The organism is Actinosynnema sp. NPDC023587 (assembly GCF_040640215.1).
Taxonomy (GTDB): Bacteria; Actinomycetota; Actinomycetes; order Mycobacteriales; family Pseudonocardiaceae; genus Actinosynnema.
The window spans coordinates 15,486-29,691 of record NZ_JBFABG010000010.1; the positions used below are offsets into that span (position 1 = coordinate 15,486).

Consider the following 14,206-nt stretch of genomic DNA (forward strand, 5'->3'; position numbering starts at 1 on the left):
GGCCGCCCGCAGGCAGCCGACCCGAGCGGCGGACCAACGCCCACCCGTCCGGCCCAGCCGCCGCCGGGCGTTCCGGTGACCGCAGCGGGCTCCGGACTTGAACCTCCAGTCGCTGGAAGCCCTAGCGTGCCGGCCATGACGATCACGGTTCTCGACACCTGCCCGGCCATCCGGGAGATCCTGCGGGCCGCGCCGGCGGACCGCCCCGGGCTGCTGCGGGCCGTGCTGGAGCCCGCCGCCGGGATGTACCGGTACTTCCCCGGCGAGGTCGACCTCGTCGCGATGCACCGGATGTCGTCGGGCTTCCCGCTGGACCGCGACGAGGACCGGTGCCTGGAGGCGCTGGGCGCGTTGCGCGACGCGGACGCGTGGGGTCGGATCGGGCGTGCGCTGGAGGACGCCCTGGCCGTGCAGCTCGCCGCGACGCCGGGCCTGGCGGTCCCGGACATCACGGTGCTCCTCGTGCTCGGCGACCCCGGTGACGAGCACTTCACGGGACCGAACCTGGGCATGACGGCGAACGGCAGCGTGCCCGGCCACCTGTTCCTCACCCTCTGGCCGTACCCGGAGAACCTGGCGCGGCTGGAGGCGACGGCGGTCCACGAGCTGAACCACAACCTGCGCTACGGCAGCGGTTCCGTGGTCTGGGACCCGGCGACGGTCACCGTGGGGGAGCACGTGGTGTCCGAGGGGCTGGCCGACGCGTTCGCGCGGCAGTTGTACGGCGACGAGCTCGGGTACACGCGGATCGGCGTGCCGCACCTGCACGACGACGCGGTGTTCGCCAAGGTCGTCTCCGGGCTCGGGGTGACCGGGATGGAGAACTTCACCGCCTGGGTGCACGGCGACGCGACCGCCGTCCGGTACGGGGCGACGCCGGTCGGCCTGCCCACCGGCGCGGGTTACGCCGCGGGCAACCGGCTGGTCGACGCCTACCTGGCCGCGACCGGCCGCACGGCGGCGGAAGCGCTTCTGGTGGACAGCCGGGAGGTCGTCGAGACCGCGCTCCGCGTCGGTGCCCGCGACCGGTCCTGAGATCGGCGGCTAGATCGCCGCGAAGGTCGTGTTCGAGGATTTCGCCGGGAATGCGCCGGTGGAGTCCGAGGTAAAAAGGATTGCGTGATCAATCGGTGGCGCGCATACTTCGATCACATCACCGGACGAAGGGTGCGGGTCATGGCGGTCGAGGGCGAGCGGGCGGAACGGCATTCGCGGCACCACGCCGCCGCCGGCGTGCTCGGTGCGCACCCCGCACCGGCCACGGCCCGGCCCGAACCGGTGCTGCTCCAGGTGATCGCCTCGCCCTGACCTCGGTCTGGACGCGATCACGCGGAGCCGCCCATCGGGACACCGATCCGGGCGGCTCTTCCTTTCGGGCATTCTCCGACGGATTTCTGTTATGCGGTGTACGTCGGGTGCGGAATGGTCGGTAGAAGCCGTTCGTCATTCCCGGATTGCCGAGTGCCGACCATTGTCGGGTGTTGTTGCCCGGGAGGTCCGGGTTCGAGTCCGGTGGGGGAGCGAGCCGTCCGCGTGGCGGCACCAGGGGGACGCGCCGGGCGCAGACGATCCTTGCAAGATCGTCGGGGAGGGTCCGACACCCTCGTCCTCCACCACCCGCAGCGGGTTCGGCCGCCGGCGGGACAGTTGTGACCGAGGCCGAAGCAGTCGAGGCACCAGATCGTGGTTCTGGTCGAAGCCGGTGCGAGTCCGGTCGGTCACCCCAAACCCCGCACCCGTCCGTTCCACCGTGGAACCCGGTCGGCGTCCGTCCGTGCGACCGGGGGCGGCGACGTCGTTGGCACCGCCCCCGGTCGCACGCCCTCAGCGCCCGAGCACCACGCAGGTGGCGGTCGCGGTCCTGGTCGGGTCGCTCTCCGAGGTGGCCGTCAGGGACACCTTGGTCAGCAACGGCCCGCCGGACCGCCGCACGTGCACCGGGACCTGGACGTGGCGGCCGAACTGGGCCGTGGCCAGCGCGTTGGGCACGTCGACGGTCCAGCCCGCCGCCGCCGTCGCGGAAACGCGGTAGACGTCGCCACCGAGGTACCGGGCCACGTCCTCCGGGTGCTGCCCGGCCGGGGTCGCCCCGCGCCCGGTGTTGAACAACGGGAACTCGCAGGTCGCCACGCCGTCCTTGCCGGTCCGACCGGCGGTGGGCAGGACCCGCACGCCCCGCCGCTGCGGGCCCGCGCCGTCCAGCGACCGGATCGCGACGGTGTAGGACAGGACGCCCTGCCGGTCGCGCTCGACGTCGAGCACGTAGAAGTGCAGGCGGTTGGCCTGGTCGACGTACTCGTACTCGCTGCCCGAGTTCGTGCCGGCGTGGAACAGGGCGTCGGAGAGCTGCCGGTAGTCGCCGACCGTGATGGGCACCTCGCGCCCGTCCGGCAGGACGTAGTCGGTCATGCCGATGTCCTGCGGGTTGGCGTCGACCACCCACGCGAACGGCGCGCGGTCCTCGTTCTTGGTCTTGGCGAGCAGCACGCCCGCGTCCGGCGTGAACGAGTCCGCGCCCATCCGGTCCACGACCTCGACCGTGTAGTTCTGGTAGCCGCCGCCGTCGCACAGCGGGTCGGTCCGGATGTCGCAGGCGGGGGCGAGGTCGCCGGTGTCGAGCGCGACGTTCACGCCGGAGAGCCCGTCGCCGCCGGGCTGGACGGTCCGGGCGGTGACCCGGGCGACGACCGTGCCGGACTCGTCGAGCGCCTCGCGGGAGAGCCGCAGCACGTTGCGCTCGTCCACGATGCCGAGCTTGATCTTGTTGCGCAGCACGTGCTGCGCGCCCAGCGACGCGCCCGCCGTGGCCGGGATGACCCAGCGCGAGTGCGGGCCGCCGGGACCGTTGAACGAGCCCCGGGACAGCATGTCCCAGATCCCGGTGTACGCGCGGCGCGGCGGGTTGCCGTAGGGGTTGTTGTAGTTGTCGCCGATGCCCAGCAGGTGGCTGAGCTCGTGCGCGTACACGCCCTGGCCCGAGCTCTCCGCCTGCGTGGACGAGCCGCCGCCGGCGTTGGGCCAAATCGCGGACCCCGCCGCCCACGAGGTCCAGTCGACGTACCGGGTGCGCGACCAGTTCGGCAGCGCGGGGTCGGGCGGGCCGAACTCGTCGGGCACGTCCTCCTTCGTCGCGAACTTCATCGTCCCGAACTCCTGCCAGGTCCCGGACTCGTCCTGGCCGGCCGACAGGAAGTAGACGAAGTCGAAGCCGGCGGGCACCTGGGCCCCGACGTCGGCGACCCACGCGGCGCGGCCGTCGGTGCGGATGTCGCGGTCGCACCGGTCACCGGCCGGGCAGCCGGTGCCCTCCTGGAACTCCATCGCGTACTCGTGGTCCTTGCCCGGCATGGTGTACGGGCCGAAGCCGGCGAGCTCGACGCCGTAGCGCCCGCCGGAGTCCTCCATCCAGTACTCGTGCACGGTGTGGCCCCGGTTGAGCCCGTTCGGCTTGTTCAGGAAGTCCTGGTAGAACCGCGCGACCTGGTCCCGGGGGACGTCGTGGGCCTCGGCGCTGGGGTTGCCGAACACCGTCGACCCCTGCGGCTGGGTCACCACGAACGGCTGGTCGGAGTAGTCCAGCAGCACCAGCGCGCCCTTGAAGGTGCGGACCGAGCCCTTGACCGCCGGGTCGGCCCAGTCGGTGCCGGGGATCTGCCGGTAGTCCCGCTCCCAGGTCATGTGGTCGGGGTTGACCCAGTTCTGGGGGTCGACGGGGCCCGGGAACCCGGCCTGCGCCGCGACGCGCGCGGTGTCCCGCGTCTGCTGCCAGGGCTGCTGCCGAGGCCAGTGGTCGTACTGCCAGGGGTGCTCCGGCGCGTCCGGAGCGGCGGCGAGCGCGCCGGTGTTGCCCGCGGTCAGCGCGGCGACCGAGAACAACGCGGCCACCACGAGCACAGAGCGCCTGTGCCTACGACGGACCCGAGTGTGATTCATGCCACCTCCGAGGTGTGATCCACCCACGCTAACGGCCGTCCCTCACCCGGCACGGCCGGTGAATCCGTTGTCAGTTGACGGCACTCGTCCCCTGACTGCCGACGGCGACTGACAGGACGTGCGGCGGGCGGCATCCCGGGGCGGGGGAACCGACGAGGGGGTCTGGTGCGCGTGGAGGAGTTCTTGGCCGAGCGGGATCACGTGCTGGTCGCGTTCGACGGGCCGATCGCCGAGTTGCCGCCCGCCGGGTCGGTCGCGGACCGGTTGCGGGTGCTGGTGGCAGAAGGCGGGCTGTCGCGGGAGGTGCGGCGGACCGACGACCCGTTCGAGGTCCTGGCGCACGCGGCGGAGATCGGGCCGGCGACCGCACGGGCGGTGTACGCGCAGTTGTGCCGGATCGAGCACGAACTGGTGGCGTTCGCCGAGGTCGCGCCCGGCGTCCGGGGTGCGCTGGCCGCGATCACCCGCGCGGGCACCCACATCACCGCGGTGACCGGGCTGGACCCCGAGGCGGCGCGCACGTTCCTGGTGCTGCACGGGTTGAGCGACGTGGTGCGCCACGTGGTCGGCCGGGCCGGTCCGGATGGCGCGGGCCTGCCGCCCGCCCCGGACCTGGTCGCCCTGGCGGTCCACGAGCGGGCCTTCCCGGTGGGGTCGTGCGCGTTCGTCGGCGGCACCGGCCCCGATCTCGCCGCCGCCCGCGCGGCGGGCGTGGAGGCGCTCCGCTACCGGCGCGCCCCGGACGCCGCCGACCGGGTGACGCCGCCCAATCCCTGGTTCGACGCGCTGTCCGCGCCGACCAAGAGGTGACCCGCCCGCAGGACTGCGGACCGCCGGGCGGGCGGACAGTCCACAGTGGAGGAACCCGGGAGTCGCCGCACGGCGCGTACGGCGAAGACGCGCCGGCACGACGGGACACCACGGGTCTACTTGCGGTGGGCCGCGCCGGATCGCACCTCGCCGAGCGTGACGTTCAACGACCACCTGGGCGCGCGGACGGTGGTCGACCACCTGCTGTGGCACGGCTACCAGGACGTCGTCTGCGTGGCCGGGGAGATCGGGGCCGGGCCGGCGGAAGGCCGCGAGGGCGGTCGGCGGCAGGCGATGGAGAGCCCCGACCGGCCCCGCGCGATCTGCGCCACGACCGACGAGCAGGCACTCGTGACCATCCGCACGGCGACGAGCCTGGGCCTGCGGGTGCCCGACGGCCTGGCGGTCGTGGGCTTCGACGGCGTGCGCGAGGCGCGGCTCGGCAGTTTTCCGCTCACCACCGTGGGCCTGCCGTTCGAGGAGTTCGCGGTGCGCGCCTTCGACGCCTTGGGCGCGGTCTTCCACGACGGCGGGAGTCCGTCCGCGCCGGTGGTGCCGGACGGCACGCTCAGCGTCGGCGTCACGTGCGGGTGCGCGCCCGGTCCCACCGCCTGACCGGACGGGCCGCGTCGAACCCCACCGGGAGGGCGCGGTGGGGCCGACGCGCGCGCACTACGGCTGGGGCGGGTGCTCGGCCGACCCGTAGTTCGGGCTCAAGGACAGGGCGCTGAACCGGAACGGGCGGTCGACGCGGGTAAAGCCGAGCGGGCAGTGGCGGACGCCCGCGGGGAGGTAGACCGACCCGCTCGTCGTGATCGTGTGGCGGACGCCCTCGATGTCCAGGTAGATCTCGGCACCGAGGTCGTCCACGTCGTCCGGGTCGTTGCCGTGCCAGATGAGGACCTCGTCGTAGTCGTGCACGTGCTCCTTCACCCACTGCACCGGCTCGCTGCACGGGTTGATCCACGTGTAGGTCAGGTGGACCTTGCTCTCGGGGACCTCTTCCGAGCGCATGAGGGCGAGCGCCTCGCCCACGTTGTCCGGGTCGGGGATGCCGCTGCCGCCCCCTTCGTTGACGAGGTCGGCGAGGCAGTTCGGCATCTTCCTGACGAACAGGCGCTCGTACGGGCTGGTCATGGTCGCTCGTCCTCCAGGGCGGTTCGCCGGCGGGTTCGACCCCGACGCTAGCCATCCTCCGATCGCTTGGAGAAGTCACTCAGCTCCCCTTCCCCGGCATCGACGCCGGAAGTCCGGTGGTGCGGGTTCGCGGAGAGCCGGTCGCACGTGCCGGTGGCGGGCGTTCGTCGAGCGGGTGCGGTCGACTCCGTGCTGCCGGCACCGTCGCACCCGGTCAGACGCGGCCCACGGCGGCGAGCTTGTCCGGGTTCATCATCCAGAAGATCCGGTCGATGCCGTCCGCCGAGGCCGCCACGGTGAGCACCGTGACCACGGTGCCGTCCCGGCGCAGCAGCGCGGCGTCGGTGCCGTTGACCGACGTCCAGCCGATCTCGACACCCGTCCAGAAGTGGCCGGCGAACGCGCGGACGTACTTCGCCACGGTGGTCGCGCCGGCGACCGGGACGCGCGAGGCCCGCACCACGCCACCGCCGTCGGAGTAGCTCACCACGTCGGCGGCGAGCAGCTCCTCCAAGGCGGCCAGGTCGCCCCCGCGCGCCGCCGCGACGAACGCGGTCAGCAACCGGCGCTGCTCGGGCCCGGCCACGGGGGTGCGCCGCGCGTCGGCGAGCTGCCGACGCGCCCGGCTGACGAGCTGGCGGGCCGAGGACTCGGTGGCCTGGACGATCTCGGCGATCTGGCCGTAGGGGTAGCCGAACGCCTCGCGCAGCACGTACGCGGCCCGCTGCGTGGGCGTGAGCTTCTCCAGCAGGACCAGCACGGCGACTTCCAGCGCGGCGTCCCGCTCGGCACCCAACTGCGGGTCGGCCGAGGTGTCGACCGGTTCGGGCAGCCAGGGACCCGCGTAGACCTCGTGCCGCGCCCGCGCGGTGCGGCCGGCGTTGATGGCCGACCGGGTCGTGGCGGTGGCCAGGTAGGCGAGCGGGTCGAGCACCACCGACCGGTCGCAGGACTGCCAGCGCAGCCACACGTCCTGCACCAGGTCCTCGGCGTCGACGGCGCTGCCCAGCATCCGGTAGGCGATGCCGAAGAGCCGGGGCCGCACCTCGGCGAACACGGCTGCGGCGTGGTCGAGGTCCCCGCCGACGGTTCCCGCCATGGTCGAGACGTCCTCCCACACCGCGCGGCCCGTCCGCGAACCGATCGCCGCCGATCCTACCGGCGGGCGTCGGACCGGCCCGCTGTCACGAATCGGGACCCTGCGCTGTCCTGGTTGGCGTAGGCGCGTCCCGGAACGGCCGGACGTCGGCGAGAGGAGTCACCATGAAGGTCGTCGTGATCGGCGGAACCGGGCTGATCGGGTCGAACGTCGTCGCCCGGCTCGGCGGGCACGGGCACGAGGCGGTGGCGGCGGCACCCTCGACCGGGGTCGACACGATCACCGGCGACGGGGTCGAGGAGGCGGTGGCCGGCGCGGACGTGCTGGTCGACGTGTCCAACTCGCCGTCGTTCGCCGACGCCGACGTGCTGGAGTTCTTCCGCACCTCCACCACCACCCTGGTCGAGGCGGCCAGGAGCGCCGGGGTCGGGCACTACGTCGCGCTGTCCGTGGTCGGTGCCGAGCGCGCGCCCGCGTCGGGGTACCTGCGCGCGAAGGTGGCCCAGGAGGAGCTGATCCGCGCGTCCGGGTTGCCCTGGTCGCTGGTGCGCGCCACGCAGTTCTTCGAGTTCGCCGGCGGCATCGCGGACTCGGCGACGGTCGCCGGCGTGGTGACCCTGCCGGACGGCGGCGTGCGGCCGGTGGCCGCCGCCGACGTGGCCGCGACCGTGGGCCGGACGGCGGTCGGCGCGCCGCTGGGCGACGTGGTCGAGATCGGCGGCCCCGAGGTGTTCGGCATGGACGGGTGGGTTCGGACGGTCCTGGCGGCGCGCCACGACCGGCGCGCGGTCGTCACCGACCCCGAGGCCCGCTACTTCGGCACCCGGCTGGAGGCGAAGACCCTGCTGCCCGGTCCGGGCTCGCTGGTCGGCACGACCCGGCTGGCGGACTGGCTGGCCGGCTGACCCGCGCGGGCGGTACCGGCACCCGTGTGGTTCCGTGAGGTTCGCCGGGAGATCATCGGACGAGGGGGTCGCGTGGCCGTGTCGATCGTGGAGTTCCCGGTGGGTGAGCCGGGTGCGGGCCCCTACGGGGTGGTGGTCGGGCCGGACGGCGCGGTCTGGTTCACGGAGGTGCACCACGGGCGGATCGGGCGGTTGGACCCGGACGGCGGGCACACCGCGTTCGCGCTGCCGGACCCGGCGGGCCGTCCCTCGGTGCCGGTGGTCGGGCCGGACGGCGCGGTGTGGTTCACCGAGTCCGCCGGGCACCGGATCGGGCGGATCACGGTCGACGGCGGGGTGACGGCGTTCCCGGTGCCGGGCGCGGGACCGTTCGGGCTGACCGCCGGTCCCGACGGCGCGCTGTGGTTCACCGCGATGGACACCGGTCGGGTCGGCCGGATCACGACCTCCGGCGAGGTCGCGGAGTTCGACGTGCCCGGCGGCGGCTTCCCGGCCGTGATCGCGGCCGGTCCGGACGGCGCGCTGTGGTTCACCCTCAACCAGGCGGGCGCGATCGGCCGCGTGACGACGTCCGGCGAGGTCACCACCCACCCGCTGCCGACCCCGGCGGCGGGCCCGGTGGGCATCGCCGCGACGGCGGACGCGCTGTGGTTCGTCGAGCTCGGCGCGGGGCAGGTCGGCCGGATCACCCCGGACGGCCGGATCACCGAGTTCCCGCTGCCGGACCGCGCGGCCCGGCCGCACGCGATCGCCGCCGCGCCGGACGGCTCGTGCTGGTTCACCGAGTGGGCGGCGGGCCGGGCGGGTCGCGTCACCCCGGACGGCGCGGTCGAGACCCACGCCCTGCCCGGCGCGGAGCCGCACGGCATCGCGGTCGGGCCGGACGGGGTCGTGTGGATCGCGCTGGAGTCCGGGGCGATCGCCCGGCTCGACGGTTGAGGCTCCGCTCGCGGGCGCGCTGAACACGTTGTGGCGCAGGGTGGACGGCGGCGCGCGGCCCACGTCCGACAGCGCGGTCGACCCTCGCTGACCGGGCGGTCCCGCGTCCTGAAGCACCCTGTCGGGGGTCGGTTGCGTCTTTTCGATACCTAGAACTACTATGCCTCAGTGTTCTAGGTATTCAGTGGAAAGGGGGGTCGTGAAGGTCACGAAGGATCTTGTGGCGGCCTCGGCGACGCCGATGGTGTTGGGCATCCTCACCGAGGGGGACAGCTACGGGTACGCCATCCTGCGGCGGATCAACGAGCTGTCCGGCGGGGAGTTGGACTGGACCGAGGGTCTGCTCTACCCGTTGCTGCACCGGCTCGAACGCCTCGGCCACGTCGAGTCCACCTGGCAGGCGGTGGCGGGGGAGCGGCGGCGCAAGTACTACCGCATCACCCCCGGCGGCCTGGCCGAGCTCGCCGAGCAGCGCCGCCAGTGGGACACCGTCGTCAGTGCGCTGAAGGAGATCTGGTCGGGTTCCGGGGATGCCCGGCCGCTGATCGCGATGCCGTGGGGAGGGCCCGCATGACGGTGCCGAACGGTCGGGACGGGCTTGAGGACCAGTTCGCCCAGTGGCGGCGCTACGTGCAGCGCCGACCGGAGCTGCGCAGCGCCGACGCCGACGAGCTCGAAGACCACCTGCGCGGTTCGGTCGACGGGCTGGTCGCCGCCGGTCTGCACGCCGACGAGGCGTTCCTGGTCGCGGTCAAGCGGATGGGCAGCCTGGACGAGCTGTCCCGCGAGTTCGCCCGCGAGCACTCGGAACGCCTGTGGAAGCAACTGGTGCTCACCGGCGACGCCGGCAACCCCTCCACGCGCAGCCGGTCGCGGCGCGACCTGCTCGCGATGGTGGTGTGCGCGATCGGCGCGGCGGTGTCCATCAAGGTGCCGGAGCTCTTCGGCCTGGGGTTCGAGGACGACCCCGCCTTCTACGCGCCGAACCTCGCCCTGTTCACGCTGCCGTGGCTGGCGGCGTTCCTGGCCTGGCGGCGACGGGCGGCGAGGCCGCTGATCGGTGCGCTGCTCGCGTTGTTCGCGCTCGGCGCGGTGGCGGCCAACGCCTATCCGCTCGGGGACGGCTCGCAGTCGTTGGTCCTGACCAGCATCCACCTGCCGATCGCGCTGTGGTTCGTGGTGGGCTTGGCGTACGTGTCCGACGACGTGCGCTCGCCACGTCGCCGCATGGACTTCGTGCGCTTCACCGGGGAGTGGTTCGTCTACTACGTGCTGATCGCCCTCGGCGGCGGCGTGCTGGTGGCGTTCACCTTCGGCACCTTCGACGCCATCGGGATCTCGCCGGAGATCCTGGTGTCGCAGTGGCTCATCCCCGGCGGGGCCGCCGGCGCGGTGGTGGTGGCCGGGTGGCTGGTGGAGGCCAAGCAGAGCGTCGTGGAGAACATCGCGCCGGTGCTCACGCGGTTGTTCACACCGCTGTTCACCGCGGTGCTGCTGGCTTTCCTGGTCACGTTCGGCCTGGCCGGCGTCGGCATCGACGTGGAGCGGGAGGCGTTGATCCTCTTCGACCTCCTGCTGGTGGTGGTGCTGGGGCTGCTGCTCTACTCCATCTCGGCCCGCGACCCGCTCGCCCCGCCCGTGCTGTTCGACAAGCTGCAACTCGCCCTCGTGGTCAGCGCGCTGGCCATCGACGTGCTGGTGCTGGTCGAGATCGCCGGGCGCATCGGCGAGTACGGCACCACGCCGAACAAGGCGGCGGCGCTCGGCGAGAACGTCATCCTGCTGGCGAACCTCGTCTGGTCCGCCTGGCTGGTGCTGCGCCTGGTCCGCCGGCGCGACCCGTTCGCGGTGGTGGAGCGGTGGCAGATCAACTACCTGCCGGTGTTCGCCGGCTGGGCGTGGATCGTGGTGCTGGTGTTCCCGCCGGTGTTCGGCTACCTCTGACCGGGGTGCTCCAGCGCGGGGTCCGACCGTGCGGCTTCGGCCGCCGGTCGGACCCCGCACGGCCGAACACCGCCGCGCCGGTGACGTGGCCCGGGACCGTCCTCAGTGGACCGAAACGGGTGCGCGCCCCTCGGACGATCGGCTTGTGCTGGAATGACTGCGGTGCGTTGTAGTCTTGGTGTCCCGGATCGAGCAGGAGACCGCCTTGGACACCGCACCGCCCGGCACCGCCGTCCCCGAGCTCGACCCCGCCGTCGTCGGCCGCTGGCAGCGCTCCGGCGGCGAGCTGGTCGACCTGCTGACCGCCGCGCAGCGGCTCGGCGGGGTGAGCGGGTTCCGGCTCGGCAACCGGCGGACGGTCCTGGTCACCGCGCCCGAGGCGGTGCACCACGTCCTCGCGCTGCACCCCGACCGGTACGTCAAGCGGTCGCACCGGTTGAAGGTCGTGCTCGGCGACGGCCTGCTGTCGGCCTCCGGCGAGCGGTGGCGCACCCAGCGGCGGGTGATGCAGGCCCAGTTCACCGGCCAGGGCGTGCGCCGGTACGACGGGCTGATGCGCGACGCCGTCGCGGACGTCACCGCCCGGTGGGCGGCGAGCGCGCGGACCGGCGAACCCCGTGACGTCGCCGCCGACATGCGGCACTTCTCGCTCGACGTGATCTGGCGGTCGATGACCGGCCGGCCGCTGGACGAGACGACGCACCGGGAGTTCCTGGCCGCCGGGCGGGTGGTGGCGGCGCTGCCCGCGTTCGCGCCCGCGACCGGGGAAGCCGCGCCCGACGTGACCGCCGAGCTGGCGCAGGTCGACGCGGTGGCCGCGCGGGCGATCAGGGCGGCGCGCGAGTGGCCCGGCCCCAGCCTGCTGCACGTCCTGCTCGCGGCGGCCGAGGACCACCCGGAGTACACCGAGAGGGTGATCCGGGACGAGCTGGTCACCCTGCTGGCCGCCGGCTACGAGACCACCGCCACGACGTTGAGCTGGCTCTTCCTGCTGCTGCACGACAACCCCGCCGAACGCGACCGCGCGGTGGCCCACCCGCCCGGCTCGCCGGAGCGCGCCGCCGCGATCCGCGCCCTGGTCCACGAGACGCTGCGGCTCTACCCGGCCGCGTGGATCATGCCGCGCCACGCCGCCCAGGACGACGTCCTGGCCGGGCACCGGATCGACGCGGACACCACGATCCTTACCAGCCCGTACCTGACCCACCGCGACGAGACCGCGTGGCCCGAACCGGAGCGCTTCCGGCCGGACCGGTTCGCCCCGACCGCGCCCCGCCCGCCGGCGGGCGCGTACTACCCGTTCGGGATCGGACCGCGCGCCTGCCTGGGCATCCAGTTCGGCCTGCGCGAGACGACCCTGTTGCTCGACGCCCTCCTGCCGGGGTTCACGGTCGTCCCGCACGTCCGCCCGGCCCCGACCTTCGGCGTCACCGTCCGCCCGGACGGCCCGCTCACCGCCACGATCACGACCTGAGCCGCGCCGGTTCGCGGGTTCGCGGGTTCGGTAAGGCGTAGCCGGGTGTCCTGGTCTGGACCATTCGGCGGACACCGGGTGCTGGACATCCACGCCGATGTGCGCTGAAGTGGGAGCACTGGGGCAATACTGGGGGATTTCCACGGGGGACCGGGTTCGCGCACCGCCGACCGGCGGTGTTCTTCGGCGCGCCGGTACGGCCCCCGACGGTTTCTCCCGTCCTCACCAGTGGTTTTCGAGGAGAGGGCAACTCTGTGAGAAAGAAATCGTTGGCACTGCTGACCGCCGCGCTCGTCGTGGGTGCCGGCAACGTCGCGCTGTCCGTGCCCGTCGCCTCGGCGGCACCCACCGGACCGGGTGAGGTCGTCGAGGTGAAGCTGGCCGCCGGGGCCGGTGTCGCCGAGGTGCGGCAGGCGCTGGGCGGTCGCGGGATCGCCGCGGTGCAGCCGCTGTTCGCCCGTCTCGACGATCGGCTGACCACGCTGCGGCAGGTCGGCGCGAAGTCGGAGACCAAGCCGGGGTCGGCCCCGGCACCGGCGCTGGAGCGGTGGCACCGCGTGCGCCTCGCGCCCGGTGTGGACGCCAAGGCCGCCGCGCGGGAGCTCACCGCGCTGGACGGCGTCGAGATCGCCTACCCGCAGCCGGTGGGCAGCGACACGATCACGCCGAACTTCTCCGCGCAGCAGGTCTACGCGGACTCCGTGGCCAGCAGCGGCATCGACGCCGACTACGCGCACACCGTCACCGGCGGCACGGGCGGCAACGTCAAGGTCGTCGACCTCGAACAGAACTGGAACCCGCAGCACGAGGACCTGTCCAAGCTGCGGCTGACCGGGGCGCTCATCCCCAACGGCACCCCGAGCTTCACCCCGACCAGCATCGACCACGGCACGGCCGTGGCCGGGGTGATCGGCGCGGACGCCAACGGGTTCGGCGTGACCGGCCTGGTGCCCGACGCCGGCCTGCACTACACCAACGTCGTCAGCCAGGAGAACGGCTACGACCTGGCGAACGCCATCCTGACGGCGGGCGCGGGCGTGGGCGTCGGCGACGTCCTGCTGATCGAACAGCACGTCGGCTACTGCGGCGACTACGCCCCCATGGAGGTGTGGGACTCGGTGTACGACGCGATCGTCACCGTCGTGCAGTCCGGTCGGCACGTCGTGGAAGCCGGCGGCAACGGCAACCAGGACCTCAACAACTCGTGCTTCGGCGCGCGGTTCCCGGCCGACAAGCCGGACTCCGGCGCGATCATCGTCGGCGCGGGTGCGGCACCGGGGTGCACCGGCACCCCGAGGTCGAAGCTGGGCTTCTCCAACTACGGCACCAGGGTCGACCTCCAGGGCTGGGGCGAGTGCGTCACCACCACCGGCTACGGCGACCTGCACGGGACCGGCGCGAACGACAAGTACACCTCGTACTTCTCCGGCACGTCGAGCGCCTCGCCGGTCGTGGCGTCCGCGCTGGCGTCGCTGCTCAGCGTGGCCGAGGCGAACGGCGAGACGCTCTCGCCCGCCGAGGCCCGGGAGATCCTGATCGCGACGGGCACCGCGCAGAGCGGCACCCAGCACATCGGCCCGCTGCCGAACCTGCTCACGGCGGTGGGCAACTACCTGGCGAACGTGAACTTCCCGGAGCGCGTCGCCTACCCCGGTCCGCGCCAGGCGACCCGGACCGTGCCGACCAGCCTGGCGCTCCAGGCGTGGGACGGCGACGACGACGCGCTGACCTTCTGGGGCACCGGCCTGCCGCCGGGGCTGAGCATCGCGTCGGGCACCGGCGTGATCTCGGGTACGCCCACCACCGCCGGCACCTACACCGTCACGGTGTACGCCAGCGACAGCTACACCGGGCCCGCCCAGACGACGTTCACGTGGACCGTCTCCTAGGCGGTCGGTGAGGGGTCGAACCGGCGGAACCACGCGGTGGGTGCGGTCTTCCCGCACCCACCGCGTGGTTTCCTCT

General features: G+C 73.2%; 13 protein-coding genes. 10 read left to right on the top strand and 3 right to left on the bottom strand.

Annotation, left to right across the window (positions count from 1 at the left end; genetic code table 11):
* Positions 1-135: 135 nt before the first annotated feature.
* On the top strand, positions 136-1,035 hold the full coding sequence (locus AB0G01_RS24345) for a DUF2268 domain-containing putative Zn-dependent protease (RefSeq protein WP_360949217.1): 900 nt from the start codon (positions 136-138) through the stop codon (positions 1,033-1,035).
* 141 nt (positions 1,036-1,176) lie between these two features.
* Positions 1,177-1,308, top strand: coding sequence for a hypothetical protein (locus AB0G01_RS24350; protein ID WP_360949219.1), 132 nt, complete (start codon positions 1,177-1,179; stop codon positions 1,306-1,308).
* A gap of 516 nt (positions 1,309-1,824) precedes the next feature.
* Here AB0G01_RS24350 and AB0G01_RS24355 read toward each other — a convergent pair.
* Positions 1,825-3,933, bottom strand: a complete 2,109-nt coding sequence (locus AB0G01_RS24355) for a M6 family metalloprotease domain-containing protein (protein WP_360949221.1) — start codon at positions 3,931-3,933, stop codon at positions 1,825-1,827.
* 165 nt (positions 3,934-4,098) lie between these two features.
* Here AB0G01_RS24355 and AB0G01_RS24360 point away from each other — a divergent pair, with 165 nt between their 5' ends.
* Positions 4,099-4,743, top strand: coding sequence for an HAD family hydrolase (locus AB0G01_RS24360; protein ID WP_360949223.1), 645 nt, complete (start codon positions 4,099-4,101; stop codon positions 4,741-4,743).
* 156 nt (positions 4,744-4,899) lie between these two features.
* The gene (locus AB0G01_RS24365) at positions 4,900-5,358 is read left to right on the top strand and encodes a substrate-binding domain-containing protein (protein WP_360949225.1); all 459 of its coding nucleotides are present in this window, start codon (positions 4,900-4,902) and stop codon (positions 5,356-5,358) included.
* A gap of 57 nt (positions 5,359-5,415) precedes the next feature.
* Here the strand turns inward: AB0G01_RS24365 and AB0G01_RS24370 are convergent, their stop codons facing one another.
* Both AB0G01_RS24370 and AB0G01_RS24375 read right to left on the bottom strand, forming a co-directional pair.
* Positions 5,416-5,880, bottom strand: a complete 465-nt coding sequence (locus tag AB0G01_RS24370) for a hypothetical protein (RefSeq protein ID WP_360949227.1) — start codon at positions 5,878-5,880, stop codon at positions 5,416-5,418.
* A 214-nt stretch (positions 5,881-6,094) separates the two neighbouring features.
* Complete coding sequence (locus AB0G01_RS24375) at positions 6,095-6,979, bottom strand: RNA polymerase sigma-70 factor (protein WP_360949229.1); 885 nt, start codon at positions 6,977-6,979, stop codon at positions 6,095-6,097.
* Between the two features lie 164 nt (positions 6,980-7,143).
* Here AB0G01_RS24375 and AB0G01_RS24380 point away from each other — a divergent pair, with 164 nt between their 5' ends.
* From AB0G01_RS24380 to AB0G01_RS24405, 6 genes are all read left to right on the top strand, one after another.
* Entirely contained in the window at positions 7,144-7,884 is a 741-nt protein-coding gene (locus tag AB0G01_RS24380; RefSeq protein WP_360949231.1) for an NAD(P)H-binding protein, read from the top strand.
* A 72-nt stretch (positions 7,885-7,956) separates the two neighbouring features.
* Positions 7,957-8,823: a virginiamycin B lyase gene (locus tag AB0G01_RS24385; RefSeq protein ID WP_360949233.1), complete on the top strand. Its 867-nt coding sequence runs from the start codon at positions 7,957-7,959 to the stop codon at positions 8,821-8,823.
* A 199-nt stretch (positions 8,824-9,022) separates the two neighbouring features.
* Positions 9,023-9,397, top strand: coding sequence for a PadR family transcriptional regulator (locus AB0G01_RS24390; protein WP_360949235.1), 375 nt, complete (start codon positions 9,023-9,025; stop codon positions 9,395-9,397).
* Complete coding sequence (locus AB0G01_RS24395) at positions 9,394-10,767, top strand: permease prefix domain 1-containing protein (RefSeq protein WP_360949237.1); 1,374 nt, start codon at positions 9,394-9,396, stop codon at positions 10,765-10,767. Before AB0G01_RS24390 ends, AB0G01_RS24395 begins: the two co-directional genes overlap by 4 nt.
* A gap of 178 nt (positions 10,768-10,945) precedes the next feature.
* Entirely contained in the window at positions 10,946-12,241 is a 1,296-nt protein-coding gene (locus tag AB0G01_RS24400; RefSeq protein ID WP_360949239.1) for a cytochrome P450, read from the top strand.
* A 254-nt stretch (positions 12,242-12,495) separates the two neighbouring features.
* On the top strand, positions 12,496-14,130 hold the full coding sequence (locus tag AB0G01_RS24405) for a S8 family serine peptidase (protein WP_360949241.1): 1,635 nt from the start codon (positions 12,496-12,498) through the stop codon (positions 14,128-14,130).
* Positions 14,131-14,206: the final 76 nt, after the last annotated feature.